Genomic DNA, 26,611 nt, shown 5'->3' on the forward strand with positions numbered 1-26,611 from the left:
CTCTCTCTTCAGTTCACCCCCCGACCGGTGCAAGCATCGCGTCGATCGGGATGCCTAGTTTTTCAGCGACGCGGCGGCCGTAGTCTTCATCGGCGCGGAAGAAGTGGCAGACCTGGCGCATCTGGACTTCCCTGCGGGCCTGGCCGAGGACGCCGGCGATGCGCGTGGCCAAGCGGTCGCGGTGGGCGTCGTCGAACATGCGGTACAGGTTGCCGGGCTGGGTGAAGTCGTCGTGATCGACGGTCGAGTCGTAGCGGTCGACCACGGCCTGACCAAGATCCCATGCGGGATCAGAGAAGTGTTCATTGGGCTGGGGCGTGCCGGAGCGCGTGTTGGGCCAGTAGTTGGGGGCGTTGCCGTAAGTCTCGGCGGTCGCTCCCTGACCGTCACGCATGTAGTGCATCACGGGGCAGCGGGGCTTGTTGACGGGAATCTGATGGTGATTGACACCCACGCGGTGCAGGTGCGTGTCGGCGTATGACATCAGGCGGGCCTGGAGCATCTTGTCGGGACTGGGCCCGATGCCGGGGACGAGGGCGGAGGGTTTGAAAGCCGCCTGCTCGACCTCGGCGTGGTAGTTCTCCGGGTTGCGGTTGAGTTCCATCTGCCCCACTTCGATCAGCGGGAAGTCGCCATGCGGCCAGACCTTGGTCAGGTCGAACGGGTTCCAGCCGGTCTTCTTCGACCAGGCTTCGGCCTGCTGCTGAGTCATGACCTGGATCTTGAGCGTCCATGAAGGAAACTCGCCCTTCTCAATCGCCGTGAACAGGTCGCGCTGATGGCTCTCGCGGTCGGAGCCGACGACCTCGGCCGCGTGATCGTCCATCCAGTTTTTGATGCCCTGATTCGATTTGAAATGGAACTTGCACCAGACGCGCTCGCCCGCAGCATTGATGAGGCTGTAGGTGTGGCTGCCGAAGCCGTGGATCGTGCGATAGGAAGCGGGCAGGCCGCGATCGCTGAAGAGAATCGTGACCTGATGCAGGCTCTCGGGGCACTGGCTCCAGAAGTCCCACTGCATGTCCATGTCGCGGAGGTTGGTCTTCGGGTCGCGCTTCTGCGTGTGGATGAAGTTGGCGAACTTGTAGGGGTCGCGGACGAAGAAGACGGGCGTGTTGTTGCCGACCATGTCCCAGTTGCCCTCATCGGTGTAGAACTTGATGGCAAAGCCCCGGACATCGCGCTCAGCGTCGGCAGCGCCGCGTTCCCCGGCGACAGTGCTGAAGCGGAGGAAGAGTTCGGTCTTCTTGCCGACCTTGGAGAAGATCGAGGCCTTGGTGTATTTTGTGATGTCATGAGTGACGGTGAACGTGCCGTACGCACCGGAGCCCTTGGCATGCACGACGCGCTCGGGGATGCGCTCGCGGTTGAAGTGCTGCATCTGTTCGAGCAGGGCGACATCCTGCATGAGCAGAGGCCCGCGCGGCCCGGCGGTCAGGGCGTGCTGGCGGGCGATCGGGGCCCCTTCGGCGGTGGTGAGAACGGGGCAGTTGGCGGAATCATTGGGCTTGGTGGTCATGTGGTGAGATCCTGCAATGGTGGGCACTGGTGAACAGAGTCAATAAAACGTGAAAAGTCACTTTGGAATAGTTCTAAATTAAAGGCACAAATGCTATCCTCTTCAATCCCCTGAAAGAGGTGGTTTCGACAACCGCGATACCCCCTTTGCCATGATCCGGCACAAAATATGGCATTGAGTGCGAAATCTGGATCAGTATACTTGCGGCTCAACCTCGCCATGGGCAAATGCCGATCAGTGCTTGGTTGCAAGGCATTTGGGGGGCTTTATGGCGACAGGCAATGGCAGTGCGAATCTGAGTTTTGACGTGGCGATCATCGGGGGCGGGCCGGCGGGCACCACGGCGGCGACGATGCTGCGCAAGTATTCACCGGACTTGAAGGTGCTGTTGGTCGAGAAGGAAAAGTTTCCACGTGACCACATCGGCGAGAGCCAGTTGGCGTCCATCGGTGCGGTGCTGCACGAGATGGGCGTGTGGGACAAGGTCGAGGCGGCGGGGTTTCCGATCAAGATCGGGGCGTCGTACACCTGGGGCCGCGACAATGACCGGTGGGACTTCAACTTTTATCCGCCGGAGAAGTGGGTCGATGAACCGAGGCCGGGCAAGTTTGAGGGGCAGCGGACTTCGGTGGCGTTTCAGGTGGATCGGTCGATCTTCGACACGATTCTGTTGCGTCACGCCGAATCAGTCGGGGTGACGGTGCGTGAGGAGACAGCGGTCGAAGAGGTGCTGTGCACGGGCGATCGCGTTGATGGGCTCAAGCTTTCGAGTGGCGAGACGGTGACGGCACGGTGGTACATTGACGCTTCGGGCGTTGTGGGGATTCTGCGTCGGGCGCTGGGGATCGGCGCGGATGTCGTCAAGGAACTGCGCAACATCGCGATCTGGGATTACTGGCGCAATGCCAAGTGGGCAATCAGAATCGGCACGGGCGCAACGCGCGTGCAGATCCGCAGTCTGCCATATGGCTGGATCTGGTTTATCCCGCTGGGTCCTGAGCGGACGAGCATCGGGCTGGTGACGCCGGTGGATCACTATCGCACATCGTCAAAGTCGCCCGAGGATTTGTATCTGGACGCAGTGCGTGAGCAGCCTGAGGTCGCATCGCTGCTCGAGGGGGCCGAGCGTGAAGGAACGATTCGTTCGTGCAAGGACTGGTCGCAGTTGAGTGATCGGGTCATCGGCGAAAACTGGTTGCTGGTCGGAGAGACGTGCGGCTTTGCCGACCCGATTCTCTCGGCGGGCATGTCGCTGGCGCATGCGTCGGGGCGTGATGCGGCGTACACGATCATGGAGCTTGACCGGGGCGAGCACGATGCGAAGTGGCTGCGCGAGCGGTACAACGATTGCAACCGCGCTAACGTGCGCCAGCACATCCGCTTTGCGCAGTACTGGTATTCAGCCAACAGTTGTTTTACGGAACTGCGTGACAACTGCCAGGCGATCGCGGCAGAAGCGGGGCTCAAACTCTCGCCACAGGCAGCGTGGGCGTGGTTGAGCCAAGGTGGTTTTGCGACCGAGCACCCGGGGGTTCCGTCGGCGGGCACGTTTGACGTGTCGTTGTCGCGGCAGCTCATCGGGCTGTTTTCGGGCGATGGGCATACGAAGCCCGACTACCTGATGAACGGGCACAATAAGTTCACGCTCAACCTGACGGGGGCGACTGCGGGGGTGATGGGGTTCCTGCATGAAGGCCGCATTCAGAGAGTCGAGTGCTATGAGCGTGCGGGGCATCGTCTGCCGAAACTGGGCTATTACGATCTGGTGATTCAGACGCTCAAGCAGACTTCGGATGCCCAGACGATGGTCAACATGTTGAGCGCTGAACTTCAACGCAAGAACCCGAGCGCCCCGCCACAGGTACACCGCAGCCAGATGGCGCTGTGTCTGTCGGCGCTTGAGACGATGCTCGATGAGTATTGGGTGACGCGGGCGATCAACCGGCGCAAGCCTCTGCTCCAAGTGTCGCACGAGGGGACGGCCCTGTTGCGAACGGCCAAGGAAGACCGCGATGCGCTATCGGGAGAAACGGTGTCGCGGATCGAATCGAACATCGATTGAGCAGGGGCCGAGTGGTCGATTACGACCACAGGGTGAAGACTGCGATGACGTGATGATGTGAGGCGTCCAGCCTATGTGCCTTCTTTACGCGCCTACTCGGGGCACGAAGTGGGCGGTTGCGCCAAACCTAAACCATCTGAGGTTTGGTCATTTGGGCAATGGGGGTTGACGGAATCGTCAATTCGCTGTAGTCTGGATGCGACGCGAGCGCCGGCGGGCGGTTGCGGTGAGGGGAAACCATGATGAACAGCGTTCGGTGGAGCTTTGGGGCTTGCCTGGTGTGGTGTGCGATTGCTGCAGCCGGTGGCGGCGAGGATCGCCCGGCAGCGGTGTTTGCGACGGCAGCGGTCGAGCCGATCGGGCAGAGCGTGGTGCATGAGCCGACGACGAAGAGAGCTCGTGCGATCGATGCCGACATGGCGCTGATGGACGGGGCCTTGATGAGGTCGGTTGTGCGGCTGAATCTGTTTGATGATGTGGATCTGCGCGTCACGATCGATCGGCACGAGGATCGCGGGCTGCATCGCTACACATGGACCGGGCGCGTGCTGAGCGAGCCGGGCGGTTCGTTTGTGCTCGTGGTCGAGGTGGACGCGATCATGGGGGCGGTATGGCTTGATGATGATCGGGTGTTTGAAGTGCGCTCCGACGCGACTGGGCAGGTCTGGGCCGTCGAACTCGATGGGATGGCGTTCGATCCGTGCGCGACGGATCATGAGCATTGCATCCATGCGCCGCGCGAGGCTTTGGACGATGAACTCGGGCTGCGCGGCAGTGTGTGCGCCGACGACGGATCGATCGTTGACGTGATGGTGGTGTACACGCCAGCGGCGCGGTCGGGGGCTGGAGGAACAAACGCGATCAGGGCGCTCGCCGAGTCGGCGGTGGCGGCGACGAACAACGCGTATGCGAACAGCCAGATCAATCCTCGGCTGCGGCTGGTGTACCTTGACGAAATCGAATACACCGAAACGGGAAACTTGAGCACCGACCTGAGCCGATTGCGGAGTTCGACCGACGGGCACATGGACGCGGTCCACGCGATCCGCAACAGCGTACGAGCTGACATGGTGGCGCTGCTGACCAACACCGGCAGCGCGTGCGGCGTGGCGTATCTGATGACGAATCTTTCGACTGGGTTTGCTTCTTCGGCGTTCTCGGTCACGCGGCGGTCGTGTGCAGTAGGCAACCTGACCTTTGCGCACGAACTGGGGCACAACATGGGGAGCTCACACGACCGCGATAACGCGGGGTCGGCATTGTATTCGTATTCGTACGGGAGCCGGTGGTATTCGACAAATGGAACACACAACCGCTCGGTGATGGCCTACTCGCCTGGGACACGGCGGGCGCATTTTTCGAATCCGGATGTGCTCTATGGCGGGAACCCGACTGGTGTGCCGGTGGGCCAGCCGAATCCGACGGACAACGCGCGGTCGATCAACAACGCCGCGCTGACGATCTCAAACTGGCGCAATGGCGGGACGCCGCCGACGATGGTCTTGCACCCGCAGGGAGTCGAAGTTGAACTTGGTGCGAATGTCCTGCTCGTGACGGCTGCAAGCGGGCTGGGGCCGATCGAATACCGTTGGGAACACGATGGCGAGCCTGTGGTCGATGACGGACGCATCAGCGGAGCGACGACGCCGGTGCTGCTGATCGCGAATGCGGTGGGCGGAGATGCGGGCGTATATCGGGCGATTGCAAGCAATGCGTGCGGACCGACGATGTCGAACGCGGCGATCGTGACGGTGGTGTCCGCGCCGTGTGCGGTTGATCTCAATGGTGATGGGGCGCTCGATTTCTTTGATGTGAACGTGTTTCTCGGCGCATTTTCCGAGGGCGACCTGAGTGCCGATTTCAATGGCGACGGCGTGCTGGATTTCTTCGACGTGTCGGCGTTCCTCGCGGCGTTTGCTGCGGGATGCGTGTAGTTGCGAATCGCGGTGGATGAAGCGCGAGTTTGGCCGGTTCAATCGGAAAGGCCTCTGCCTCTGCGGTTCGTCTGGGGAGGTGGCGGCTTGCGAAGGACCGGCTGTGGAGTAACTTCTGGCAAGGCGGTTTCATCGCGTGCCATGGAAAGAAGCGTTTCAGTAGACATCAGCAATACGGTGCCTGATCGCGCAACGATGGCGACCTGCTGGCTGTCTGATGAAAACGCAGTGAGAGGTGCATACGAAAGCGGCACGATGCCTATGAGTTGAGTCGATTCGAGATCGACCACGCCGAGGCCGCCAACGATGCGTCCTCCCTCGCGACGGCTCGAAGCCCCGCTCAGGGCATAGCGTCCATCGGGCGAAACGGTAACCTGCGGCTGGTGCGCTTGCCCTTGGCTTGCGTCGAGCGGGCGCTCGTGTGCGGGTAGTCCGCCGGGGCCGGGTGGGCTTGCCACTGACGGGACGGTCCACCGCACGGGCGTGATCTGCGCGGCAGCAACGCTGGCGCGGATCATCAGTCGTTCGCCGGACTTGACGACGGCGTCGTGCGACGGGTACGCGTACATGGTGTCGTTGTCAGCCAACCATGTGAACGCGGGCACAAACGCGTGTCGCCGCGACGCGCCGGTGTCGAGCACTGCCAGCACAGTGCCGCGGGAAACATCCCAGACGATGATCGTACCTGTACGCACATACGCAGCGAGTTTCGCACCGTCCGGGGAGAAAGCGAGCCATCCGATTCCGAGGCTGTCGGTCGTGTCTGTCTTTTCAAAGTCGCGAGGCCCGATCGTGCGATCAGTCAGCGGAGATTCGAGCACACGCTGAACAGCGCCGCTGCGCGGATCGCCAATGGCAACGCGGTCAATAGTCACGGGCATTTTCGCGCCTTCTGGCAGTCGCGCGCGCAGAGTCGCGAGGAAGCGGGTGCTGTTGCGAGGCAGTTCGGCGTATGCCGCTGCATATGCGGAGCCATCAGGGGCGATATCGACAAGCGTAACAGCCATGATTTCGCCTTGCCCGGGTCGCTGCCGGCCTTGAGCCGAATATGGGGCAGATGGCAGAGGTCCTTTCCAGTCGCCGCGCGAACGCCCGGTTGCTGCGTCAATCAGAATTTGTGTCGGGGCGATCTCGGCGGACTGCGGCGTTGTGATGCCAAGGAACATGGTGCCCGTGCTGGACATCACTGATGATGTGAAAGTGTGCGCGTTGCCCGACGGCTGGAGCCGCCCAGTGCGTACATCAAATGACCAGAGCAGGCCGAAATCAGACAAACAGAACGCGTTGCCTCGCGGGCTGAAGGCAGCCCGCATCCATGCTCCATCGCCGTAGGGTGAGAAATTCCAAGACCGCACGCCTTCTGGCAGTGTTGGTTGCCCATGTGCAGGAGCACCGAATGCAATGGTGACCAACGACACTGAGATTGCTATGAAGGCCAGGGCGAAAACAGCCGGCAAGTCGCGAACTCCGATCATGGATATTGCTCCTTTCCAACGAGACTATACGATTCATCGAACAAATGCAATTGAGATAAGCATTCGAGGTACAACTGCAACGACATAAGGCTGCAAGGCATCTGGTCCACTAGATCGCTGTCTGATCGAAGACCGAAGGGCTCTCGTCGTGGCCTGTGTTGAGCAGCGAGCGTGCTCGAACCAGGGCGTCGTCAAGGTTTTCGAACATGTTGTCGAGCCCGATCTCGTCGTCGAGCCCCACTCGCGCAAGCTCGAACATCGGATGCGCGTGCACCCCGCCGAGCAGCAGTGTCGTCCCGCGACGCCGGCACTTGGCGTGAAACTCACGCAGCGCGTTGAGGCCCGTCGCATCAATGTGTGGCACATAGCGCATCCGCAAGATGATGATCTTCGGTGGCCTCTGCAATTGATCGAGCGCAAGCTGCAACTTGTTCGCCACGCCAAAGAAGAATGGGCCGTTGATTTCGTAGACCACCACATCAGGAGGAACTGCGAGATCCTCGACTCGGCCGGGGTCTTTAGGGTCCGGAGCCTCGGTGTCGATGCCGCCGATCGTGTCATCAAGCCCGCGCACGGTCGTGATCTGCGTCATTCTCTGCATGAACAGCAGCGATGCGAGGACCACTCCAGTGCCGATCGCAATCGTCAGATCGAAAATCACGGTCAGCCCGAATGTGGTGAGCAGCACGAGCACATCGGGCTTAGGTCCCATCAGCAGCCGACGAAAATTCTCCAGATCGCTGACCTTCCACGCCACCATCACCAGCACTGCGGCGAGCGACGCCAGCGGAATTGCCTTGGCTAGTGGTGCAAGCGCGAGCATGAACAGCAGGATGAACAGCGCGTGCAGAATCCCAGCCACCGGCGTCTTGCCTCCGCTGCGAATGTTCGCCGCGGTTCGCGCGATCGCCCCGGTCGCTGGCAGGCCAAAAAACAACACACTGGCGATGTTTGCCGAACCCTGTGCGACGAGTTCCTGATCAGATCGATGCCGCGAGCCTGTCATGCCGTCAGCCACAACTGCCGAAAGCAGACTCTCGATCGCGCCCAGAAATGCGATCGCGGTTGCAGCGGGTATGAGTGCTCGCACCATGTCGAGCGTGATCGTGGGCAATTGAGGCCTGGGAAGATTTGATGGAATCCCGCCAAAGCGCGTCCCGATTGTTTCCACCATCGGCCGAACATGCACGCCGTCATAGACCACAGTCGCGCTCGACCACCCCATCAGTTTAACAACGATCGCACTCAGCCCCACAGCCACAATCGCAGCCGGCACGCGCGGAGCTAACTTGGGCAGTCGCGCCAGAATCAGCAGCGATCCGAGGGCGATGCCCACCGAGTACAGGTTGAACGTGTGACGATTCGCCCAGAAGATCTCGAGTTTCCCGATGAACTCGGCCGGCACCGACGCCACGCCGCCCTCAGGCGTCAGCAGCGCAAGCCCGAAGAAGTCTTTGATCTGCGACGTCATGATCACCACGCCGATCCCCGCGGTGAACCCCGCGACAACCGGATACGGCACGAACTTGATCACACCCCCGAATCGAAACAGGCCCAGCAGTATCAGAATCACCCCCGCCATGCATGTCGCCAGCACCAGCCCCGCATACCCATGCGCAGCGCAGATCGCAAACACAAGCGGCATGAACGCCGCCGTAGGCCCCCCGATCTGATACCTCGAACCGCCCAGAATCGAAATTATCGCCCCCGCTACCACCGCCGTGAACAACCCCATCGCCGGAGGCGTCAGCCACGGATGAATCGCTGCCAGTTCATCCGCGACGTTCTGCGGAATACTCGCGATGCCCAGCGCCATCGCGAGCGGCAAGGCAATGACCGCCACCGTCAAACCCGCACCAAAATCCGAAACAAATGTCCGAGTGCCATACCCTTCACGCAGACAGGTGACCAACTTGGGGGTATGACGATCGCGCCATGAAACACGCGTCACGGGGGCTCCCTTCCGGCCTGGATTCAGGCCAAGGCAGCGCGCATTGTAGGCGGCACTCGAACCCGCACCGGCATAAGGCACAACAGACTCACATCACGCCCGCGCACATTCCGGTATCCTCGGGCCACGGAGACCTCCATGCTCATCCTCGCCAACCTGCTCATCTGCGCCCTGTTCGTAGGCTGGCTCATCAACCGTTACGACCTCTATGACAAGGAGCCTTGGTACATGCTCCTTCTGGCTGTCATCCTCGGCACTGCGTTCATGCACCTGTCCCTCGACCCTCAGGTCTGGTCTATCACGATCCTGTATCCACACCTGTCATTTGCTCAATCGCTCGCCCTTGTAGCTGCAACACACGAGGAACTTGCCAAACTTCTCGCGGTCATTCTCATTGCAACCATCTTTCGCGGCGTCTTCAAAGATCCAATGGACGGCCTCATCTACGGCTCGATGGTCGGCATCGGAGCCGCGATCGACGAATCCTTCGGCCTGCTCTCAGAACTCGAAGGACCGCTCCCGCCATCCGAAGTCGTCCGCATTTTCGGCCACGCCATCTTCGGCGGCATCACCGGATTCGGCATCGGGCTCTACGTCATCGGGCACCATCGCCGCCATGCGTTTCTCGCCCTCACTCTCTCGGCCTCGATGCTGCTGCACTATCTCTGGGATCTCGCCACCGTCGAACTCGTCGAGCCATCACAAACCGCATCGTTCTCATGCTGCATGATCATGCTCTGCGGCCTTGCAATCTATGGTCGACTCATCTGCGTCGCCCAATATCACTCGCGTAAACGCTTCAACCCCGATCATCATCACCGCCTCTTCGGCTGGCCTATCTCACTTGTCCTCAAGCCACCGCGCTCACCATCGCCCTGACATTCCGGCATTTCACGCCGCCGCTCCGCGCCCGCCTTCACTGGCCTTATTCATCATCCAACTCCGGCACGTTTCAATCAACTCTTCCCTGCGTATCGGCTTGCTGGCGTAATCATCGCACCCAACTTCCATACACCTTTGCCGGTCCTCAGCCATCGCATGCGCCGTCAGGGCCACGACCGGAATTCTGTCTCCACGCTCACGCAACGTTCGCACCAGCGTGTAACCATCCATCTCCGGCATCTGAATATCCGTCAGCAGCAGATCAAACGGGTTCCCCTCCTGCACTGCTTCTTCGAGAATTTGCAAAGCAATGGCACCATTGTCCGCAATCACTACCTCCGCCCCCGCACGCCTCAGATGGAACGAAATCAGTCGTTGATTGTCGATCCCGTCTTCCGCCAGCAGAATCCGCCCGCTCAACAACTCCGCCACATGCGCAGTCGCCTTCGCCTCCTGCGTCGGCTCCGCAGCCTCAAACGCACTGAAATTTTCAACCAGTACAGACCCTTGAACTTCGATCAGCGGCAACTCCATGACAAAACACGATCCCTTCCCGGCCTCCGTCCACTCCAGCCAAACATCCCCACCCATCAAGTCTGCTAACCTGCGCGAGATGACAAGTCCCAAGCCGGTCCCGCCGTGTTTGCGTGTGATCGAACTGTCCGCCTGCGCAAAAGGCTCAAACAAACGAGAAGCCTGCTCCTCGCTCATGCCCGAACCCGTATCCTCCACCTCGAACCGCAGCCGCCGCAGCGCCCCCTCCCCAGCCGTCGCGATGCGCACTTGAATCACGCCTTTGTCAGTGAACTTTGTCGCATTCCCAATCAGATTCATCAAAATCTGTCGCAACTTCGTCGGATCGCTCAAGATTCTGTCAGGCACCGGCGTTGTAAACTCCGTCTGCAGTCGCACGCCCTTCCCACGCGCACGCGGACGCATCAAACTGTCAATGTCGTACACAACACGTACGAACGGCGTCTCAATCCGCTCGACGCCCATTCGCCCCGATTCAATTTTCGAAATATCCAGAATGTCGTTGATCACCGTCAACAAATGCTCGCCAGCACGCTCAATTGTCTCAAGTGACTGCAATCGCTCCGCAGAGGCCTCTGGATGCTTGCTCTCCTCCTCCCGCATGACCTGCGCATAGCCAAGTATCGAGGTCAGTGGCGTCCGAATCTCGTGACTCATGTTCGCCAGAAACTCGCTCTTGGCCCGGCTCGCGCTCTCGGCCTCGTACTGCGCCTCACGCAACGCGCGCTCCGCACGCTTGGCCTCCGTAATGTCGCGCACAAAACACAGCACATCATCCGCAGTCAGAATGATGATGCGAAGTTCATACTCCCGCTTGCCCTCGGGCATCATCAACTCATATTCCAGCCGCGTCAGCTCTCCTGTATCCAGTGCCTGCTTGATTGCAGCCATCGCACGCACCGCAAGTTCCGATGGCAGCACATCCACCACTCGCCGGCCGATGAACTTCTCGCGAGAAAGAAGCAACCCACTATCACCTTCATAATCCAGGAACTTTCCTTCGCTATCAATCCAGAACATGAGATCAGGCAGCGCTGAGACAATCGCCCTGTTGCGCCGCTCGCTCCGAGCCAGCGCTGTCTCCGCGGACTTCTGTGCCGTTACGTCAAACCGAATCGAAACAAACTTCTCGATCCTCCCGCTCGGCCCACGGCAAGGCACTATCGTGCTGTCTACCCAATAGTTCGTCCCATCCTTGCGCCTGTTGCAGATCTCACCACGCCACGCTCGCCCGCTTGAAATCGTCCTCCACACTTCCACCCAGAAATCCTTGGGATGAGTCCCCGAGTTTAACATCCGATGATCCTGCCCGATCAATTCTTCCCTTGAGTAGCCGCTGATCCTGCAGAATCCCGTATTAACGTCAATAATTCGCCCCGCCCGATCCGCAACAGAAATTATCGAGTGCTCATCGAGCGCCCCTCGCAGGGCTGCGACCTCGAGCAGTGCCGCCTCAGCCACCGCTTTGGCATCGCGCAACGCAACCTCGTCCATCTTCTGTTGCGTGATATCAACCAGCACCCCACGAAGCATCGGCACGCCACCATCGACATCAGGCACCTCTACATGCACAATATCTTCCATCCACAGCTCTTCTCCATTCGCACTCACAAATCGGTACTGGAATCTGTGACTCTCTCCCTGCTGCGTGCAATCAGCGCAGAACTTCACCGCACCTTCCCGATCCTCCGGGTGAATATGGGCCGACCAGAACCCCGGCGTCAGCCACTGCTCAATGCTGTAGCCATACTTCAGCGCCTGAGGCGAGACATATGTAAACTTGTCCTGCGATGGATCGAATTCCCACACCAGAACATCCGCTCCCTCGACCAGTGTCCTGTACCTCCGCTCGCTCTCCTGGTTTTTGCGCTCTGTCTCGAGCTGCGTGGTCACGTCAACAAACGACGCCACCACCGAAGCGATTCGTCCGTCAGCATCGCGAATCGGTTCTGTGCTTACCGAGAGCCACCGCAGGTTTCCTTGTGGCGTGTGAATGCCGTAGACGCTCGACCGGATCGATTCTCCTGTTCGCATCGTCACATAAATCGGCCGCTCATCTCCAGGAAACTCCGACCCATCAAGCTTCACGGCCCGCCAGCGTGCATCCAGCGTCGTTCGACCAAGTATCTGCTCCTCAGTCAACCCCAGTATCGCCGACGCTGCCTTGTTGCACGCCATGATCTCGCCGACTGCATCAACCTGCACGATACCCTCGGCTACCGCTGAAAATGTCGAACGCAATCGCTCCCGCTCCATGACCAATGCCGTGATGTCGCTCTCCACCGCCAGGAAACCCGTGACCGTGCCGCGCTCATCGACCAGAGGCTCGATGTTGATGTCAAGCCAGTAATCCCTTCCATCCTTACTTCGATTCAGAATCTCGCCGCGGAACGGTTCACCACGATCGCAAGCCTCCCGAATCCGCTCGATGACCGCCTGATCGGTCTTGTCACATTGCAGCAGTTCACTCGGCTTGACGCCAAGCGATTCCTCCAGCGTGTACCCCGTTATTCGCGTATACCCCTCATTGACCCATGTGATACGACGTGCTGCATCTGTGATGATCACCGCGTTTGATGTCCGCTCAACGACCAGCGCAAGCCGTGCGATTTGCTCCTCCGATTTTTTGCGACTTGTAATATCTCGTGCCGATGCGTAGATCTTTTCGCCCAGAGGCATTGAACGCCACTCAATCCACCTATACGTCCCGTCCCGACGCTGATACCGGTTCACAAACAGCGGAATCGGCTCCTGCCGTTCCAGATGTTTCATCACTTCGAGTGTCTGCTCCAGATCGTCCGGATGTACGAACCGCAGGAATGACTTTCCCTCCAACTCCGACCGCGTATGCCCGAGCACCTGTTCCCACTCCGCGTTCACCCGTATGAACTCACCGTCAATGTTGGCGATGCACAGCAAGTCGAGATTCGACTCGAAATACTTGTCCAGCTCTTCGCCCTGCATGCGAATCTCATCCTGCGCCCGCTTCAGCTCAGTGATTTCGCTGAACACAGTCACCGTGCCAATGAGTTCGTCAAATGCATTGTGCATTGGCGCGCAGTTCACTAGAACTGGTATCCGGCTCCCATCTGGCCTCGCAATCACAATCTCCACCTGCTCGACTGCTTCGCCAGTATCCATCACTTGCGCAATCAGACAATCCTCGCCACTCAACACGCTCCCAGATGGAGAGTACAACTGTGTCGACCCGCAGTATTGTTCAACCCCGATCACTGGCCGTCGACCGAGCAACAACTCCGCGGTGTCATTGTAATTCTCAATGAACCCGTTCTTGTCGCACACGAGCACCGCTGCAGGCACCGATGTGAACAGCGCACGATACGCGTCCTTGCTCTCCACGATGCGGGCCTGACTGCGCCGACGAGCATGCGCAAGCCCGAAAACGCTCAGCCCCGCCATCACCGCGATCACACCCGACGCCCCGTGAGCAACCCACTCGGCACGCCGAATTCCGGCGAGTCTTACTTGAAACGCATCGGCAGTGATATCGACCCCAATCACGCCGGCAATGCTGCCGTCTGCTCGAATCAGCGGCGCATATCCAGTGAGAAACGTCCCCCACTTGTCCGTATAGACCTCGTCGCTCGACAGGGCGACGCCGCTCATCAGTGCCTCAACGATCGCAGGATTCGGATCTTCATACAGTTCCATCAACTGCGCTTGATCATCGATTCCATCTCCATCCCGATCGCCCGGTTTCGAAGCGTCAACAACAAAGTATACATGACCTTCGCGTTGCACCGCACTGTATATGAAGAAAATGTCCTTCGTGCGCCCGAGAATCTGCCTCAGCGGTGACACAACATGCTCGTACTCGCATGAACCCTGTTTCGATGCATCTCCCACCAACCGATCATGAACCTCAACGTCCACCATCGACGCCGCAGCCTCGGCCAGACTGATCAGGCTCTCTTTCACCTGCGCGACGTACGCATCTCGACTCACGAGCGACACCATGCGAATGCAGATCGTCGCCCCCACCAGCACGCACACCATCGCCACGATGCCATCAAGCAATGACCGATGCACCGGGCTCGCGGCACTCCAATGCCTGCCACGCTCGATCAGCCCGCCAATGTCCCACTTCGGTCTTTTAGCCATCGCGCGACCGCCGGATTGTGTCACCCCGGGAATCCAGTCACCAGGCGCAATATCTGCGCCATCCCTGCGCCGGACTCACAGAGTCACCGACTAACAGTCGGCTCCACCATCCCACTCGCTTGAAACCTAACCCGTGCGCGCGACACACACGCCCATTCACGGACCAAGCAGAACATCATCCGCAGACGCCGGAACCTCGGTCCCCGTCATCCCGTGATACCGCCTGATCAACGCAACCGCCTGCTCGATCTGCCTCGGAAGCCAGATATTGTCCCCGCTCGCAACCAACGGCGTCGTCAGCCATTCCACAGTGCCGTCCGTCTTCATCACATGCTGCCCACGCATCCCATGATTCGGCGAATTCTCCTCAGGCCTGATCGCTTCATCACGCGCAATCCGAAGCACCACCGGCGAACGATCCGCAACTATCACCAGAGGCATCGGCGACGCCCAGAGCCGTTGCCGCACACCATCCTGCACCTGATAACTGTACGAAATCTCCTCAAGCCTGCCCCAGTCCCGCGCCTCGGGTGACACCTCATTGGTCGGTGCAACCGGATTGCCCGCACACGCCAGATCCGCAAGCCTCACATACCGCCCACGCACCAGCATGTACAAATTCGCCGAGTTTGACTGCTCTGGCGTCGTCCCAACATTCATCCACGAACGCCCGCCAAAACCCGCGGTCGCTGTCGGAAGCGAAGCCCGATGTGCCCCAGCATACATCCCCACTGCCTGCGCCACCTGCGCAAGATTCGTCTCGCACATTCCACGCCGCGCCTGATCCCGCAGCGTCCCAAGCACCGGAAACGCTATCGACGCCATAACCAGCAACACGGCCGCCACCGACACCACATCCGCCAAACGCAAACTCGGGCGACGCACCAGACTCATCCGCCCTTCCTGCGCCGTGATCGTCGAATCAATCCGCGCCAGCGTCGAGGCAATCAGCGCCTCGCGATCTGTTCCACCCTCCACCGCCGACCCCGAGACCAGCATCGCAAATGCCGCATGCCGACTCGCACGCTCACGCAGCCTCGAAGGCAGCCGCCCAACATCTCCGCCCGCCAGAATCAGCGCTTCAAGCGCATCGCTGTCCTCCTGGCACAGTTCCGCCTCGACATACTCCGCCCGATCCTCGCTCCGCCCCAGCACCGCCGCGACCGTCCGCGACGCCAGATCACCATTGCCCTGCGCAACGTCACTCCCCAGAAGCCCAAAGAGCAGACCAACACGCTCCGCACGCGCACGCTCGGCTTGCGGTACTCGCGAAATGTCAAACTCGGCTTCAATCAGCGCATCAAGCGCACACTGGTCAATGTCCGACAACTGACTCCACGATTCATTCTCGTTTTCCATCGGCACGAGTCTTCTCCGAACTACTGCCTCTTCGAGTCCTCGATCCCCTGCCACGCTCGCGCAAAAGCCGCAACCGCAGCATGCAACCTCGACTTCACCGTCCCAAGCGGAATCTCCAGGTCTTCCGCCATCTGCGCATACGTCAGCCTCTGAAAATACGCAAGCAACAGGATCTCACGCATCGTCGGCGACAGCGATCCCAAAGCCCGTTGCACCTGTTCATCCCTTTCGGCTGCATCCAAAGCCGCATCCGGCGTCGGAACATCAATCCGCATCAGATCCACGATCGAAGGACCATCCCCGTCAGGCCCCACAGGAGCCGAAATTTCCATCGACTGCCTGCGCCCTCTCTTACGAAGGTAATCACGCCCTTTGTTCGCTGCAATCGTGAACAACCAAGGCCGAAATTTTCGAGTCGAGTCAAAAGTCTCCGCCGAAACGTGAATCTGGAGAAATGTTTCCTGAAAAACATCCTCAGCCGCCGACCTGTCCCCGATCAGACGCGTCAAAAAACGAATCAGATCGTCGTGATGACGTTCGATAAGCGTCCGAAGCAGCACCGACTCCCCACGGCGGTACCGCTCAAAGACCTTCTCATCGCTCAACCCGTTTGCATCCGCCAGGACCGGCTCCTTCCCGACACGCTTTGGCCCAACTACGAACCATGAACCCCGCCGGATCGCCACAGCGACCACTCAACCATACATCATGCTATCGGACTTCATCGCCCCGTCGCCCGACTTCCCCTTCAAACGCCACCAGCACCCCCTCCGTACGCGACATGCGTACACCCCGCTGCGGCCCGAAACGCCTCAGCCCATCCTCCCGGAGCCGCGGCGCATGCTCCAGGATATAGCGTGCATACTCCTCTTGGGTTGCAAACACATACCGTACCTCTAGGACGCGGCTGCCCGACACCTCCATGTCCACCAAATCCGCCCGAACCGCCCCACACGCCAGCACAGCCTGAATATGCCCCTCGCATAGCCACTCCTCCACTTCTCTCAGCACTGCATCTTCCTCACACTCGATGCGAACCGTGTATGCTGCCATATTCATGGCCAAAGGATAGCGTTTGTCGGGCAATGTCCGGGGCGTTCCGGCGTTCTGCACTCTGTACAGGGGACTGACTTGGGTCGCGAGCACGCTGAGCCATCTCCGCAGCCGAAGGAACTGACCGACCTGCTCGCGCGGGCCGCCCAGGGTGAGGATGACGCATGGCGACAACTGATCGCACAATACAGCCGACGCATCTTCGCCCTCTGTCGCAGCCGACTCAACTCCGTCGAACTGGCCGAGGAGATCACTCAGTCAGTGTTTGTCACCGTCGCTCGCAAGGTCACCGAAGGCGGGTACATAGAGTCCGGGCGCTTCGAGCCTTGGCTCTTCCGCGTCGTCATGAATCGGATTCGCGATGAAATACGCCGCCGAAATCGCGCAGCCCACCACGCTTCCTCGCCTGTCGAGCAGCACGCCGATCCCATTCCCTTCGCCGATGAACCGCCCGAAGATCTCCTCGCACTCCGTCAGGCAATCAGCCAGCTCCCCGCACCCGACCGCGAAGTCATCGAACTTCGCCACCACGCACAACTCAGTTTCAAGGACATCGCCGATCTCACACAAGAACCCATCGGAACCCTTCTCGCCCGCCACCACCGCGCCTTGCGGAAACTGAGAGCAATGCTCGAATCCCGCTCCATATCGAGCGAATCTGGAAACAAGCCATGATCGACCACAACCCGCACCACGATCCCGAACTTCAGCCCATCACCGATCAACTCGATCGCCTGGCCCATGCTGAACGCACGCACGCCCCTCATCACCTCGAAGACTCTGTCTTCGCCTCGATCGAACGTGAAGTCTTCGACGCGCCCCCGATGCCTTTGGTCAGCGCCAATCCGTGGTTCCGCAACCCCCTCTCGCTCGGTCTCGCAGCCTCCGTCGCGCTTGTCGCTGCTCTCTCGCTCATCTTCTGGATGTCCGCCCCGCAACGTCCCATCCACACCTCCGTTGTGGCCCAGTCCGACGCTTTGGCCGATGTCGAGGAGTTCATCGCCACCGTCGCATGGCTCGGAGCCGAACTTCCCGACTTCTCCGACCTCAACCGCGCCGCACAGCAGATCCCAGGCCTCGATGACGACACCTGGCACAACACCGAAGAGACACTGCTCAACGTCGAGGAGTCAATCTGATGACCATCGATCGCCCCCTCCTCTCACGCATCGCCATCACACTGGCCCTTTGCACGGGCTTGCTGGCTCTCGCGTGCGCACAACCCGAGGAGCGACCCCGCCCTGCTGCCGAACCGCCGACCATCGACCGCGGTCAACTGCGCGAGCGCCTCACCTCACGCCTCGAACGTTCCAAAGCCTCCTGCGTAGCTCTCGAATCCGCCATAGCCCGCCTCGACAACAACGAAGAACCCACAGCCGTCCTTGTCTCGCTCGGCCCAGTCCTTCGCGAAGACATGTCCGCCATGTTCGAACCACAACGCCCGCGAGGACCCTTCCCACGCGACGGCGCGATCTCTGATGCGGACCCGCACTCACGCATCACGCTCGATCCAGACGCCATCAATGAATTCATCGATCGTGAACTCCCGTGGCTCGCGGAGCGGCTCAATCAAATTGAAGCCGAGCGCCCCGGCTCACGCCTCGAAATGATCCGTCGCCTCACGCCGCAGATCGAAGAGATCATCAATACAAGCAACGAAAACCCGGAACTGGCCAAACTCCACATCGAGCAGTTTCGCCTCGGGTCCGAGATCATCGAGACCATGCGCCGGGTACGCCGTGCTGTCGATGCTGGCGAAATGACCGAAGACAGCGCCAAAGCCGCGATCATTGCGATTGCTTCTCAGCAGGTTGACCTGCGTGAACGCATCACCCGCACCGAAATCGAATCGCTCCGCAAACGTCTGGCCGAACGCGATGCCGAACTCAGCGCCCAGATCGCAGACCGCGATCGAGTCATCGCCAACATGACCGAGCGCATGTTCCGCCGCGGGTTTGACATGCGCCGCGAACCCTCAGGCCGCGGGGTACGCCGCGAAGACTTCGACCGCCGCGACCCGCCAGAAGACAAGAAGCACGATTGATCGCACTCACCTGATCCTCGATCGCGCTCTCACGACACCGTCGAACCCGGCGCGATGTCGCTCATCGGCGACAGCAGAATCACCTGCCGCTCCTGACCCTCAGTTGCGTCCTTCGGCACATCGCTGGCTGCAAGCAGCATCCCGCGCGATTCCTCCCCACGAATCTTCCGAGGCGCCAGATTCGCCACGATCACGATGTGACGCCCCACCAGCGACGCCGGCTCGTAATGCCCCTTGATGCCCGCGCAGATCTGCCGCGCCGTGCCTGAACCATCATCCAGTTGCAGCTTCAAAAGTCGATCCGCGTTTGGGTGAGGCTCCGCAGCCACGATCCTGGCAATCCGCAGATCCACCTTCACGAAATCATCATACGAAATCTCGGGTTTGAACCCCGCCTGCACTTCTGTCATCGCGTTGCTCCTTGGCGATTGCGCCCGCAGTCTAGCGCACCTTGTCGCCACAAGAGATTCGCCCGACCTCACACCCACGATCGACCGTGCTCGTTCTCTCCAGAAATTCGCAGGCCCCCAGCGCTCAATCAGAGCCATTCTCGCCAGGTGGCTCCATTTCGACGCCATTCCCATCACTCTCAACACCAGCCTCTACCTTCACCGCCTCTTCCTCGGTTCGCCATGCGCCACCGATGTACCGCGTCTGTGTGACATCCACTCCGAACCGTGCTGCCAGTGTCGCAAGATCCATGTCGCGGAATGGCGTGCCTTGATCCATCTCGATCTGCGCCCCCCACGACCGCTGCTTGCCATTGAGCACACGCGCCTCGAAACGCAACTGTGCCGCAAACTGCTCCGGCGATGCAAACTTCATCCCCGGATTCCCCAGGCATGTATTGCACAACACCGTGCTCACCGTTCCCGATACCCGCCGCGTGACCGCGCGTTCATTTCTGCACTCCGGACATGGCCACTTGGCGGCTTCACGCTCCAGTTCAGGCAAAGGATCCTGATTGGCAGAACCCGTAAGAATCGCGCCATACGCCCGGATCAAAGATTGCACATCGGCTCGCCTGAGCACTTCTCGCGCAAGGTGACCCTGCCCGGAACGCACATTGCCGATCGCTGCCGCAGCCGCATACGCCACATCATCCGAAACCTGCGGATCCACAGTGCGACTCCAGTCACGCATCGCGTACCGCTCATCGAGAGATCCCGCAAGCGCCCACAGCGAACGCCGATCCGTCTCAGATCGTGTGATGTCTGCCAGCGCCACGCAGGCACTGGCTGCAAGTGTGTCGCGCCCCTGCACGCTACGCGACAGCGCCGCACCAAGCACATACAGCCGCTGCGCCAACCGATACTCCGCCTCGCTCCGTGCCTCCGACGCGATCTCTTCACCAAGTTCGATATACCCCATCGGACTGGTAGGATCGAGCGCTTCCAGACTCCTCAGAACACCCGGCACACGCTCCTCCAGCCCAGACACCACCACATCCTGCCCCCAGGCGCAGGCAACCGCCAACAGCATCAAACACCCCACACACCACTTCATCCGCCATCTCCTGCGCCATACCTGATCTGCCACAACGCTGCAATTGTGCGCTCACCTGCAGCGATCTGCTCGACGATGTGAGTCGAACTTCTGCGCACAGACTCGAACTCTCTCAAAACACTTTCAATCGCACCCAGCGCTCCAGGCCTCTCACACGCAATCACATACGCCATCGTCCCGATCAGGGCCAACTGTTCCACGTGGAACTCCTGCACCGGTCCGCGGACGAGGGTCAGGCGACCCATGCGTGTGCGTTCGATGGTTTCGAGGGAGTTGGTGAGGGTGAGGGGGGGAATCGACCGTTCTGCGAGCCTCACCCAGCGCTCGCGCAGCGCTCGCGCGGACTGGGACGCGGAGACTTTGATCTGGTCTCCGGAACTGGTGGTTCGGGTGGGGCTTTGGTGCTGGTACGCTTCTTCGAGGAGGAGTGCGAGATCGTCGAGGATGGCTATGGGACTTTGGCCGACAGTGAGTTCGATGAGTCGTTCGACAAGGACGCGGCGGACTGTTGGGCGCCAGGTGGGGCTGTTTGGGTCTGGCAATGGGGAGTAGGTCAGTGCGGTCACGAGGTCGTTGGTGGCGCGGGTGGGAGCGAGGCGTGGGGCCTCTTCGAGAAGTGCGTTGATGATGGCGGGCGAAGCGCCAAAGGTGAGAACAACTTCGCGTGCGGTGTCGCGGATGGAGCGTACATTACCACGGACTGCTTCCTTGACGAGGACTTCGGCATCGACGGATCCGATGGATCCACGACTGGCCCCCCGCAACTGACGCAAGAGCTCGATGCGCTGTTCGATGTGCGTACCGGCGGCGAGATACCGGACGGCCCATGTGGTGGATTCGTCGAGCACGACAGGCGAACGATTGGACTGCATCTGCGTGATAGAGAGGGTGGATGAGGAATCGAGCCATGCCTTGGCTTCGAGGGAGTTGCCCTGCCACTGCGCAGCAGCGGCGGCGTTGAGTCGGGCGTAGCGGACCGCGGCGACGAAGGTGTCGGTGGATGATTTTGCGGAAGTGGCTGCCTGGTCGATCTGGGTGCGTGCAGCGAGAATCGAATCAAGGAGCGTGCGATCTTCGCCGGGACGATCGAGACTCCATGCGGCGGCGTAGCGATCGCGCAGGTCACGGCGGATGAGATCGCTGGCGTTTGCAGCGAGTACCATGGTCGGATCGACGTTTTCGGCGCGTGAGTCAGCGACGATGGCTGCGGTGATGGCACTGAGAGCGGCGTTGTACACATCGCGGTTGTCGAACTGTCGAACGACCCATCGCTTTGCGTCGGGCGACTCATTCCATGGCATGACGCGCATGAGTTGGCGAATGGCTTCGTAGGAACGTCGCTGCTGTGGATCAGAGCTGCGCATGACGACGCGGTCGGTTGCGTGCATGAGCATGTGTGCCCGTCGCTGCACATCGGAGCGTGTGACCTGTTCGAGCGATCGAACCCATGCGTTCCAGACGGAAGAAGAAGATGACTGACTCGATGCGAGCGGTTCGATCATTGATGTGAGTGCAGCAAGAACACCCTCATCGAAAGTTGATTGCGTGGGGACAACATCGCGAAGTGCGGTGCTGAGTGCGCGGTCGACGCGGCCGAGAAGTTGCGAGGAAAGGTCTCGCTCGCGGCGAATGCGGTTGAGCATGCCAAGGGACCACGCGGCTGAAGAGACGTTGTCTGCTGAGAGTGGACCAGCGGATCGAAGGGGCTCGATCGCGTCTTCCAGAGGAGCGAGGAGCGTGGCATGGCCTGCAGTGTTTGCTCCGTGACGATACATAAGTTCGACAACGGCATCACTGATGCGAATGCGTTCATCGGTGCTGAGATCGAGCCAGTGCGCAGCTGCGGCGTGAATGGCCCGCGCGGCCAGGGCGCGCGAGCCGTGGGCATCGGTTACGGCCATGGATTTGGCGCGGTCGAAGGCTGTGATGATTTCGCGCGGGCCGAGAAGTGGCTGAGCACTTTCGGCAGGCAGTGATGCCGATGCAGCTCCAGTGCGTGGTGATGGGAGAGGCGTAGACAGTTCGCCAATGGGGAGCGGGGCAGTTGTTGAGTCTGAGGTGTAGGACGTGTTGTCCATCGCTTCGCGTACGACGAGACTTGCGACCAGGACGCTCGTGATGGCCACGGCAGCGATGACCCAGCCTCCACCTGATGATCGACCGGTGATGCCTTCGAGTTCTCCGACGCCTGGAGCAAGTACACCGGTTGGGGGAGCGATGGCGCGTCGCTTGCGTGAAAGGTGCGAGAGCGCGACGGCGACATCGGAGGATGTGAGGCCTCGCGCGTGGGCGAGTGCGAGGAGGCGAGGGAGACATTGTCGGCTCCAGCCGCCGAACATGCCAAGCGTGAGGACCATGTCGTGCTCGAACGCGAGCAAAGCGGCGCGGCGTGCATCTGCAGTGCGGGCGGTCGCGAGATGCGCGCGTACAGCGGGATTGAGGAGTTGTGCGGTGGCGGCGTGAACAGCAAGACGGACTTCGTCGGCAGCGGCGGAACCGGCCTGCGAGTGACGATCGATGAGTGTGAGGCACCGGTCGCGTGCAACGAGAACGTCGGCATCGGTGAAGCGAGCCTCATTGAGACCGAGCAGGCGCGCGGGACCTCGACCGGCTGCTTCGTGGCCCAGGAAACGCGAGACCGGATCTCGTGCGTCGTCGTGGGTCAAGGTTGCGAACCTCCGGGGATGGTGATGCGAGGGAGGAGTTCGAGGCGAGCGGAAAGGGCGCGGAATTTTTCGTCCCACGGCGGAGGGCCGAGGCTTGGAAAGAGGACGACATGCTGCGAGACGACTGTGCGAGCGGATTCGGGATCGAGTTCGACGAGCAGTCGCATGGCGTTGTAGCGTGCTTCGAACCAGGATTCTTCGCCGGTGCGATAGGCAGCGGAGAGGGTATTCCAGGCTTCGAAAGCAGTGGTTTTGTCGCCTTCCAGTTCGGCCAGGCGTGCGACGCGACGGAGTGTGCTTTCGGTCCATTTGCCGCGTTCGAACCACTGCTGCGCGATGCGCAGCGCTAGGGCGCGCATGGCGAGATCGTCGTGATCGGTCCAGAGTGCTTCGGCGGCCTCACTGACGCGATCGGCGACGCTGAGGAGAGTGTCAGCGTTGAGGCGATCGGAATCGTCGTCGGGGGTTGCGAGGATGCGCCCGCCGAAACGGACGAGGTTTCGGGCTTCGAGTTGGCCGGCATCGGGCCTTGACCAACGATCGAGGTAGTGTCGATAGAGCAGCCGGTCGGCGGCGCGGGCGAAACGGCCAGCGGTGCGTGCGAGGCGGCTGAGTTGCTCTTCGATTTGTGGCTCATCGGAGCGAAACAATGCGATCTGAAGGCGGCGATACGCGAGTTCGGAATCGAACTCGCCGAGGCCCAGACCCATCTGGTTGGCGACACGTTCGAGGAGTTCGAGCGCACGATCGGCACGAGTGAGTTCTGGCGCGTGGCTGGAGAGGACGACATCGAGTATCTGGCGTACGCGGACGATGACGGCTTGTGATGCTTCGGTGGCCTGCTCGCGTGAGCCCGAAACAACGATTGCAGCGTCGAGTTCGAGGAGTTCTTCGGCTACGGCGAGGAAGCGGGCGGCTTCGGCATCACGGCGGTCGGGCGTGGCGCGGCGATACTCACGATAGAGCAGGCGGCCGAGGTGTCGTCGAGCGGAATCGTACAACGGCGATGAGGTTGGGACGGCGGAAAGGACTTCTATGGCTTTTGGGCCTTCGATGTCGTCGAGGTTTTCGCTTCGGAGCAGGAGGATTGCGGCGCGCTCTGTCTGTGGGAACTCTCGCATGTAGACGACGGTCAGACGTGAAGCCCATTGGCGTGCTTCTTCGCTTGCGCTTTCGGCGACGGCGCGATCGAGGGCAACGAGCGCGAGCCACAGTGATTCTTCACGTTGCTTCGGGTCGGGAGAGAGCGCGGCAGCCTGCTCGCACCACTGTGCGGCATCGGAGTATCGTGCGCGGTAGTAGTGAGTGAGGCCGACGGTCAGTGCGCAGCGTGCGCGTTCGCTGGCAAAGCGTGAAGCATCGGCGGCATCGAAAGCGGGAGCGAGGAGATCGTTTGCTTCTTTGTATTTTGCAGCGACGTCTGCGCGGCGTGTGGGCTGATTGTCATCTTCGGCCGATTCTCGATGAGCGCGCCGGGCGAGGTCGTAAGCGAGCAGGCCACGGGCGTAGCGAACGATGAATCCGTCGCCGACAACGGGAAGCGTGCCATAGCGGCGCAGAAGATCGAGAACGTGTGCAATTTCGCCTTGCGCGATGAGATCGGCGATGGCGTCGGCGGCGATCTGGGACTGGAATTCTGTGTCGTGTTGTGATGTGGACGCGGATCCTTCCATCGCAATGATGGCGACAAGACGAGCCTCGAGAACGGTGAGGCGTCCTGCGGTGGTCTTGCGACGGGAGTCGATGAGGCTGTGGAGTTCTTCCCATCGTTTGGCCTGTGCGATCGCCCAAGATTCGCGGGAAAAGAGTTGGTCGCGAACGGATTCGTGGAGATCGGGGGCTGCAGCGAGTCTCTTGAACCAGAGCAGAGCTGTGGAATCGCTACCTTCGACACTATGGGACATTGCGATGGCCATTGCGGCGCGAGCGACATGCTCGTATGAGAGAAGCGCGGTGTCGAGCAGGATGATTTCGGGCATTTTGCCATCGGCGCCGAGGAGAGTGCCGAGGTCGTGCGCGGCGCGCCTGGCAGCGCCCTTGTCGTTGGCCATGAGCGCGAACCAGTATCCGGCCCAGCCGGCGTAATACATAGCGGAGGAACGGTCGGCCTGAGCGGCGTTGATCTGGGCGCGGATGTTGGTTCGCTCGGGTTCGTCGGCGCGTCGTTCCTGGTTGGTCAGTTGGGTGATGCGCGAGGCTGCCTGCGAACCGATGAGGCTGAAGGTGCGCTGAACTTCCTGCAAGGTTCGGCGTGCTTCGGTGGCGTCTTCGTCGGTGGTGAGGCGGAGCCGCCAGCGTTCGGCGATGCGTTCGGCCTGGAGGTATTGGGCCTTTGCGAGGCGGATGCGCAGGGCGAAAGAATCGAGGCCTGGGATGGAATCGAGGAGTTCTTTGCTTTGGCGTTCGATGTCGCGTCGTTCGGCGGGGGAGATGGGTTGTTCGAGGAGTGCGGCGTAGATATCGCCGAGGCGCTCGGCGATGGCGAGGCGTTCGGCTGCGGTGCCGCCACGGGCGAGGCGTTGACGGAGTTGTACGGCACGGAGTTCGTCGAGGGCGTGGAGTTGGAGATAGCGTTCGACGATTGCATCGGGAGTCTCGGGGTCAACGAGATCCTGAGCGCGGGCCGAGGAGAAGGCGAGCGCGAAGATGAGGCTAGTTGTCGCTGCGCGATGGAACATAGGACCTCTTGGTGAAACCGGCGTCGTGTGCGGCTTGAAGGGCGGTCGCGGCGGCCTGGATGGGGACGTGATCATCGACTTTTACGGCGATTCCGGCGTCTTTGGGGAGTTGTTCGAGAATCGCGCGAAGGGCGATGTTGGTGAAGACGACGCGTTCGCCGATGCGGAATCCGACGCGGCCGCTGATGAGTTCGACCGAGACGATTTGAGGCTGGAGTTGCGAGGCACTTGCTCCTGCGCGTTCGGACTGGATGGTGGAGGTGACACGATCTTCGCGTTCGGAGAAGTTTGCGGTGACGAGGAAGAAGATGAGCAGGAGGAAGACGACATCGATCATGCTGGTCATTGGCAGCGTGAGGGTGGAGCGCTGGCGATGTGCTTTGTCGGTGAGTTGCATCATCGCGCTCCGAGCGGGTCGGTGGTGCCGATCTGCCATTTGCCGACGCCTTGCTCGCGCAGGCGCAGGGCGAGATCGCTCAGGTGTTTTGCGGGTGCGAGGCGGTCGGGGCGGATGAGGATGGTGACGTGTTCTGGCCCGCCGGCGCGGGAGATTTCGAGATCGACGAGGCGGGAGAACTGTGCAAGACTGATGGGGCGTCCTTCGAGAATGAGCTCGCCGTCTTCGAGGAGGTCGAGGACGAAGGATGGCGGAGCCTGCGTGATTTGTTTCTCACCGGGTTCGAGGGGGAGATCGACTTCGGTCTGTGTGATTCGGCCGAGTTGGGATGTGAACATGAAGAAGATGATGAGTTGCAACACGACGTCGATCATCGGCGTGAGGTCGAAGGTGCGGAATTTTGTGCGATCGACAGTCGAGAACCGCATG

The 26,611-nt window shown here is 60.6% G+C and carries 19 protein-coding genes; 6 read left to right on the top strand and 13 right to left on the bottom strand.

What is annotated here, in order from left to right:
- Positions 1-13: 13 nt before the first annotated feature.
- On the bottom strand, positions 14-1,519 hold the full coding sequence (locus KF757_06650; protein MBX3322653.1) for a catalase: 1,506 nt from the start codon (positions 1,517-1,519) through the stop codon (positions 14-16).
- A 268-nt stretch (positions 1,520-1,787) separates the two neighbouring features.
- On the opposite strand from KF757_06650, the gene KF757_06655 reads away from it, so the two are divergent.
- Together KF757_06655 and KF757_06660 are read left to right on the top strand one after the other, a co-directional pair.
- A complete protein-coding gene (locus KF757_06655) occupies positions 1,788-3,581 on the top strand; it encodes a tryptophan 7-halogenase (protein MBX3322654.1) in 1,794 nt (597 codons plus the stop codon).
- A 239-nt stretch (positions 3,582-3,820) separates the two neighbouring features.
- Positions 3,821-5,515 (top strand): immunoglobulin domain-containing protein, encoded by a 1,695-nt coding sequence (locus tag KF757_06660; protein ID MBX3322655.1) that lies wholly within the window; start codon positions 3,821-3,823, stop codon positions 5,513-5,515.
- A gap of 38 nt (positions 5,516-5,553) precedes the next feature.
- Here KF757_06660 and KF757_06665 read toward each other — a convergent pair whose 3' ends face one another.
- Positions 5,554-6,990 (bottom strand): hypothetical protein, encoded by a 1,437-nt coding sequence (locus KF757_06665; protein MBX3322656.1) that lies wholly within the window; start codon positions 6,988-6,990, stop codon positions 5,554-5,556.
- A 109-nt stretch (positions 6,991-7,099) separates the two neighbouring features.
- Positions 7,100-8,941: an STAS domain-containing protein gene (locus KF757_06670; protein MBX3322657.1), complete on the bottom strand. Its 1,842-nt coding sequence runs from the start codon at positions 8,939-8,941 to the stop codon at positions 7,100-7,102.
- 138 nt (positions 8,942-9,079) lie between these two features.
- Here KF757_06670 and KF757_06675 point away from each other — a divergent pair, with 138 nt between their 5' ends.
- Entirely contained in the window at positions 9,080-9,820 is a 741-nt protein-coding gene (locus KF757_06675) for a PrsW family intramembrane metalloprotease (protein ID MBX3322658.1), read from the top strand.
- A gap of 12 nt (positions 9,821-9,832) precedes the next feature.
- Here the strand turns inward: KF757_06675 and KF757_06680 are convergent, their stop codons facing one another.
- The 4 genes from KF757_06680 to KF757_06695 all read right to left on the bottom strand — a co-directional run bounded on the left by KF757_06680 (position 9,833) and on the right by KF757_06695 (position 16,897).
- The gene (locus tag KF757_06680) at positions 9,833-14,479 is read right to left on the bottom strand and encodes a PAS domain S-box protein (protein MBX3322659.1); all 4,647 of its coding nucleotides are present in this window, start codon (positions 14,477-14,479) and stop codon (positions 9,833-9,835) included.
- Positions 14,480-14,635: 156 nt separating this feature from the next.
- Positions 14,636-15,838: a hypothetical protein gene (locus KF757_06685; protein ID MBX3322660.1), complete on the bottom strand. Its 1,203-nt coding sequence runs from the start codon at positions 15,836-15,838 to the stop codon at positions 14,636-14,638.
- Positions 15,839-15,858: 20 nt separating this feature from the next.
- Positions 15,859-16,533 (bottom strand): sigma-70 family RNA polymerase sigma factor, encoded by a 675-nt coding sequence (locus KF757_06690; protein ID MBX3322661.1) that lies wholly within the window; start codon positions 16,531-16,533, stop codon positions 15,859-15,861.
- A 16-nt stretch (positions 16,534-16,549) separates the two neighbouring features.
- The gene (locus KF757_06695) at positions 16,550-16,897 is read right to left on the bottom strand and encodes a DUF4286 family protein (protein ID MBX3322662.1); all 348 of its coding nucleotides are present in this window, start codon (positions 16,895-16,897) and stop codon (positions 16,550-16,552) included.
- A gap of 72 nt (positions 16,898-16,969) precedes the next feature.
- Between KF757_06695 and KF757_06700 the strand changes: the two genes are divergently transcribed.
- From KF757_06700 to KF757_06710, 3 genes are read left to right on the top strand one after another with little or no spacing between them, the layout of a single operon-like run.
- Entirely contained in the window at positions 16,970-17,566 is a 597-nt protein-coding gene (locus tag KF757_06700; protein MBX3322663.1) for a sigma-70 family RNA polymerase sigma factor, read from the top strand.
- Positions 17,563-18,030, top strand: coding sequence for a hypothetical protein (locus KF757_06705; protein ID MBX3322664.1), 468 nt, complete (start codon positions 17,563-17,565; stop codon positions 18,028-18,030). Before KF757_06700 ends, KF757_06705 begins: the two co-directional genes overlap by 4 nt.
- A complete protein-coding gene (locus KF757_06710; protein MBX3322665.1) occupies positions 18,030-18,935 on the top strand; it encodes a hypothetical protein in 906 nt (301 codons plus the stop codon). Before KF757_06705 ends, KF757_06710 begins: the two co-directional genes overlap by 1 nt.
- Before the next feature lie 29 nt (positions 18,936-18,964).
- Here the strand turns inward: KF757_06710 and metG are convergent, their stop codons facing one another.
- The 6 genes from metG to KF757_06740 form a co-directional block, all read right to left on the bottom strand.
- Positions 18,965-19,345 (bottom strand): methionine--tRNA ligase subunit beta, encoded by a 381-nt coding sequence (gene metG, locus KF757_06715; protein MBX3322666.1) that lies wholly within the window; start codon positions 19,343-19,345, stop codon positions 18,965-18,967.
- Between the two features lie 124 nt (positions 19,346-19,469).
- Positions 19,470-20,417 (bottom strand): hypothetical protein, encoded by a 948-nt coding sequence (locus tag KF757_06720; GenBank protein ID MBX3322667.1) that lies wholly within the window; start codon positions 20,415-20,417, stop codon positions 19,470-19,472.
- Between the two features lie 20 nt (positions 20,418-20,437).
- Positions 20,438-23,107 carry a hypothetical protein gene (locus tag KF757_06725; protein MBX3322668.1) on the bottom strand — a complete coding sequence of 890 codons (2,670 nt, stop codon included), beginning with the start codon at positions 23,105-23,107 and terminating at the stop codon, positions 20,438-20,440.
- On the bottom strand, positions 23,104-25,785 hold the full coding sequence (locus tag KF757_06730; GenBank protein MBX3322669.1) for a hypothetical protein: 2,682 nt from the start codon (positions 25,783-25,785) through the stop codon (positions 23,104-23,106). Before KF757_06730 ends, KF757_06725 begins: the two co-directional genes overlap by 4 nt.
- The gene (locus KF757_06735) at positions 25,760-26,185 is read right to left on the bottom strand and encodes a biopolymer transporter ExbD (protein MBX3322670.1); all 426 of its coding nucleotides are present in this window, start codon (positions 26,183-26,185) and stop codon (positions 25,760-25,762) included. The genes KF757_06730 and KF757_06735 overlap by 26 nt, the downstream gene beginning before the upstream one ends.
- A complete protein-coding gene (locus KF757_06740; protein ID MBX3322671.1) occupies positions 26,182-26,610 on the bottom strand; it encodes a biopolymer transporter ExbD in 429 nt (142 codons plus the stop codon). The genes KF757_06735 and KF757_06740 overlap by 4 nt, the downstream gene beginning before the upstream one ends.
- Position 26,611: the final 1 nt, after the last annotated feature.

The sequence above is a fragment of the Phycisphaeraceae bacterium genome (genome assembly GCA_019636795.1).
Taxonomy (GTDB): domain Bacteria; phylum Planctomycetota; class Phycisphaerae; order Phycisphaerales; family UBA1924; genus JAHBWW01.

Coding starts and splice junctions, on each gene's coding strand:
- KF757_06735 (MBX3322670.1), bottom strand. CDS start 26,185: ATGATGCAACTCACCGACAAAGCACATCGCCAGCGCTCCACCCTCACG.
- metG (MBX3322666.1), bottom strand. CDS start 19,345: ATGACAGAAGTGCAGGCGGGGTTCAAACCCGAGATTTCGTATGATGAT.
- KF757_06740 (MBX3322671.1), bottom strand. CDS start 26,610: ATGCGGTTCTCGACTGTCGATCGCACAAAATTCCGCACCTTCGACCTC.
- KF757_06685 (MBX3322660.1), bottom strand. CDS start 15,838: ATGGAAAACGAGAATGAATCGTGGAGTCAGTTGTCGGACATTGACCAG.
- KF757_06710 (MBX3322665.1), top strand. CDS start 18,030: ATGACCATCGATCGCCCCCTCCTCTCACGCATCGCCATCACACTGGCC.
- KF757_06695 (MBX3322662.1), bottom strand. CDS start 16,897: ATGAATATGGCAGCATACACGGTTCGCATCGAGTGTGAGGAAGATGCA.
- KF757_06650 (MBX3322653.1), bottom strand. CDS start 1,519: ATGACCACCAAGCCCAATGATTCCGCCAACTGCCCCGTTCTCACCACC.
- KF757_06675 (MBX3322658.1), top strand. CDS start 9,080: ATGCTCATCCTCGCCAACCTGCTCATCTGCGCCCTGTTCGTAGGCTGG.
- KF757_06665 (MBX3322656.1), bottom strand. CDS start 6,990: ATGATCGGAGTTCGCGACTTGCCGGCTGTTTTCGCCCTGGCCTTCATA.
- KF757_06705 (MBX3322664.1), top strand. CDS start 17,563: ATGATCGACCACAACCCGCACCACGATCCCGAACTTCAGCCCATCACC.
- KF757_06680 (MBX3322659.1), bottom strand. CDS start 14,479: ATGGCTAAAAGACCGAAGTGGGACATTGGCGGGCTGATCGAGCGTGGC.
- KF757_06660 (MBX3322655.1), top strand. CDS start 3,821: ATGATGAACAGCGTTCGGTGGAGCTTTGGGGCTTGCCTGGTGTGGTGT.
- KF757_06730 (MBX3322669.1), bottom strand. CDS start 25,785: ATGTTCCATCGCGCAGCGACAACTAGCCTCATCTTCGCGCTCGCCTTC.
- KF757_06655 (MBX3322654.1), top strand. CDS start 1,788: ATGGCGACAGGCAATGGCAGTGCGAATCTGAGTTTTGACGTGGCGATC.
- KF757_06720 (MBX3322667.1), bottom strand. CDS start 20,417: ATGCTGTTGGCGGTTGCCTGCGCCTGGGGGCAGGATGTGGTGGTGTCT.